Below are 3364 nucleotides of genomic sequence, written 5' to 3'. Positions count from 1 at the left end.
TAATTACCCTGACGATCGAAGGCGATGACGAAGTTGAGGCAATGGAAAAACTGAAAGTCGTTATCGAAACCCTGGAAGGTTAATTTTCAGGGCTTTTGGGTTCCCCCTCCCCTTTAGAAAACAGTTATTTCAGCAGGTTCAAGAGTGACTCCCATGATCAAGGGCATCATTGCATCCGAAGGTATCGCCATCGGTAAAGCGGTTATTCACTGTGAGCAGGAACTGATCCTGCCAAACTACCAGGTAACCGAAGAACAGGTTAACAATGAGATCGAGCGCTTTAAAGTGGCCCGTGAACAGACCACAGCCCAGCTGGATCGTCTGTACCGGGATATGCTCGGCAAGTTTGGTGAAGAAGAAGCCGCCGTCTTTGAAGGCCACATGATGGTGGCTGAAGACGAGGAACTGGAAGAAGAGATCTTCACCCTGATTGGTGAAGGAAAACCAGCCGCCGTTGCCACCCATGAAGCCATCCAGGCCAACATTCAGTTGCTGGAGACGCTGGAAGATGCCTACCTGAGAGAACGGGTAGCGGATTTCCGTGATGTCGGCCAGAGAATGATCAAAAACATTCTGGGTATTCGCATCTCCGGACTGGAAAATCTGGCAGAAAACTCAATCGTTATCGCCAACGATCTGACCCCTTCGGACACGGCCCAGCTGGACTTGGACAAAGTCATTGGCTTTATCACTGAAATCGGTGGTCGCACATCTCACTCAGCCATCATGGCACGCTCTCTGGAGATTCCGGCCATGGTTGGTTGTCATCAGGCAACCACTGAAATTCTGCATGGCGACCTGTTGATTCTGGATGCCATCAATAACCGGATCATCGTGAATCCTTCTGAAGAGCAACTGGCTACCGCCCGTGCTCAGCAGGAAACACTGGCCGCCGCCCGAAATGAACTGGCAAAACTGAAAGACCTGCCGGCAGCCACGGTCGACGGCAGACATTTCGAACTTTGCGCCAATATCGGTACACCGAAGGATGTCGATGGTGCACTGCGCAATGGCGCTGAGGGTGTTGGCCTTTATCGTACCGAATTCCTGTTTATGGATCGGAACTCCCTGCCTTCTGAAGAAGTTCAGTTCCAGGCTTATAAGCAGGTAGCGGAAGCGATGGGTGAAAGACCCGTCATTATTCGTACCCTGGATATCGGTGGTGACAAGGAACTTCCTTACCTGGATCTGCCAAAAGAGCTGAACCCATTCCTGGGCTGGCGTGCAGTGCGTATGTGCCTGGACCGTCCGGAAATCCTGCAGACTCAGCTTCGAGCCATTCTCAGAGCCAGCGCTTTTGGCAAGCTGCGCATCATGTTCCCCATGGTCATCTCTGTTAATGAAGTGATGCAGCTGAAAGCCCATGTTGAGACAGCCAAACAGAGTCTGAGAGATCAGGGTATGGCGTTTGATGAGCAGTGTGAACTGGGCATCATGATCGAGACGCCTGCAGCGGTTATGATTGCAGATCAGCTGATTGAAGAACTCGACTTCTTCAGTATCGGCACCAATGACCTGACTCAATATATTCTGGCGGTAGACCGTGGCAATGAAAACATTGCGCATCTGTATGACAGTTTCTCTCCATCCGTACTGAGAGCGGTTAAGCAGGTTATTGATGCCTCCCATGCTGCGGGTAAATGGACCGGTATGTGTGGTGAGTTTGCCGGCGATGAACGTGCCGCATTGATCCTGGCCGGACTTGGTCTGGATGAGTTCAGTATGTCTGCACCGTCTGTTCCCATGATTAAGAAGATCCTGCGCGAACAAAACAGTGAAAAGCTTCAGGCGCTGGCCGAGCAGTGCTTAAAAGCGAAAGATGCTGATGAAGTCAGAAGCCTGGTTGATGCTATGCGCTGAAAGCACTGTTCGCTAATGTGGATACATTTGATGAATACTGACTTTTAGATTCAGGACATATGGTAGAGTCATAAGCTATCTGATCTCTACCATATGCCAGAAGAAGTGCAGGATTCCGAGGTTATGGCGAAACCTGTAAAAGAGTCTCTCCGGTTATCTCTTTGCTCCATCGACGGTCCGGATATAATTAGCCCGCTCAAATACTTCCGGATTGGCCACAGAACGCTGGCTCATCAACCCGCGCATTTCATTCAGGTCGTTAAAGTCCCGCTGTTTCAACCATACTTCCAGGCCTTTTAACAGGACGGACACATAGTCCGCACCATTGCGGATCAGTGCCGATGCCAGCATGACCGTATCCGCACCACCGAGCAGATATTTGATAATGTCCTCATGATCATAAGCACCGGATGAAGCCGCCAGAGAGGCATTGATGTTGCCGTGCAGCACACTGATCCAGCGCAGTGGAATACCGATCTCACCGGCTTTGCTGATTGGCCAGCGGGTTTCCACCAGCATATTGTTGAGATTAAAGTCAGGCTGCAGCATCCGGTTAAACATCACCAGTGCATCCACACCGATCTCATCAAACTGTCTGGCCATGTTGCCAAAGGCGCTGAAGAAGGGGTCAATCTTCAGGGCAACCGGGATGGTGACGCTGCTTTTCACCCGCCTTGCGATGTCCAGATAGACGTCCTCAACCTGACGCCCGGTAATATCCAGTGAGGGTGGGTTGTAATAAATGTGCAGCTCTATGCCATCCGCACCCGCCTGCTCAATCTGTCGGGCATAATCGATCCACCCACCTCCTGAGCACCCGTTCAGGCTGGCTATCACCGGGATATCCACCGCAGCCCTGGCTTTATGAATGGTATCCAGGTATGCCTCGGATCCACGCTCCAGGGTCAGGCCTGCGGGCAGAAAAGAGGTCGCCTCGGGAGACAGGTTATTTCTGGACAGGGCCATTCGCTCGGCCTCTTCCTGTTCCCGGCGAATCTGTTCTTCAAACAGTGAAGGCAAAACCACCGCCGCAATACCCGCCTTTTCCAGACGCTGGATGCTTTTTATGGTAGACGTCAATGGACTGGCTGCTGCCATTAACGGATTTTTCAGGCTTAACCCCATATAGCTGGTGGTCAAATCCATCATCGTTACTCCTCAATAACCACAGAAACATTGCCATAGGCAATGGCCTGCAGCGCGACATTCTTTTTTGGCAGACCGTTTACCCGCCACCGCGAATTTTGCCACTGGACAGACGGAAGCTAAAGTCAAATCCGGCATTATCAGATTTTTAGCGGAAGACCCCCTGCGAGCTAGCTGCGGGATGGATAGCGACCAGCCTGATAAGGCGGGGGGTGGTGACTGATTCCGAAACAGCGGAAAACTCGTATTGCCACTTACCAAAAACAAGGTATTTTGGTAAGCATGAAAACGAAACAAGCCTATAAGTACAGATTCTACCCAACGCCAGAACAGGAAATACTGCTTGCTCAGACGTTTG

General features: G+C 51.2%; 3 protein-coding genes. 2 read left to right on the top strand and 1 reads right to left on the bottom strand.

What is annotated here, in order from left to right; genetic code table 11:
• The first annotated feature begins 153 nt into the window (after positions 1-153).
• A complete protein-coding gene (gene ptsI, locus KDK13_RS05090) occupies positions 154-1860 on the top strand; it encodes a phosphoenolpyruvate-protein phosphotransferase PtsI (RefSeq protein ID WP_257283864.1) in 1707 nt (568 codons plus the stop codon).
• A gap of 153 nt (positions 1861-2013) precedes the next feature.
• On the opposite strand, the gene KDK13_RS05085 is transcribed toward ptsI, so the two are convergent.
• Complete coding sequence (locus KDK13_RS05085) at positions 2014-3009, bottom strand: dihydroorotate dehydrogenase-like protein (RefSeq protein WP_257283863.1); 996 nt, start codon at positions 3007-3009, stop codon at positions 2014-2016.
• A 279-nt stretch (positions 3010-3288) separates the two neighbouring features.
• On the opposite strand from KDK13_RS05085, the gene KDK13_RS05080 reads away from it, so the two are divergent.
• On the top strand, positions 3289-3364 hold a 76-nt coding region (locus KDK13_RS05080), incomplete at its 3' end, for a helix-turn-helix domain-containing protein (RefSeq protein ID WP_257283865.1).

Origin of the sequence: Endozoicomonas sp. SESOKO1 (assembly GCF_024606265.1) — a bacterium.
Lineage (GTDB): Bacteria > Pseudomonadota > Gammaproteobacteria > Pseudomonadales > Endozoicomonadaceae > Endozoicomonas.
This window is presented reverse-complemented; position numbering and strand designations above follow the sequence as displayed.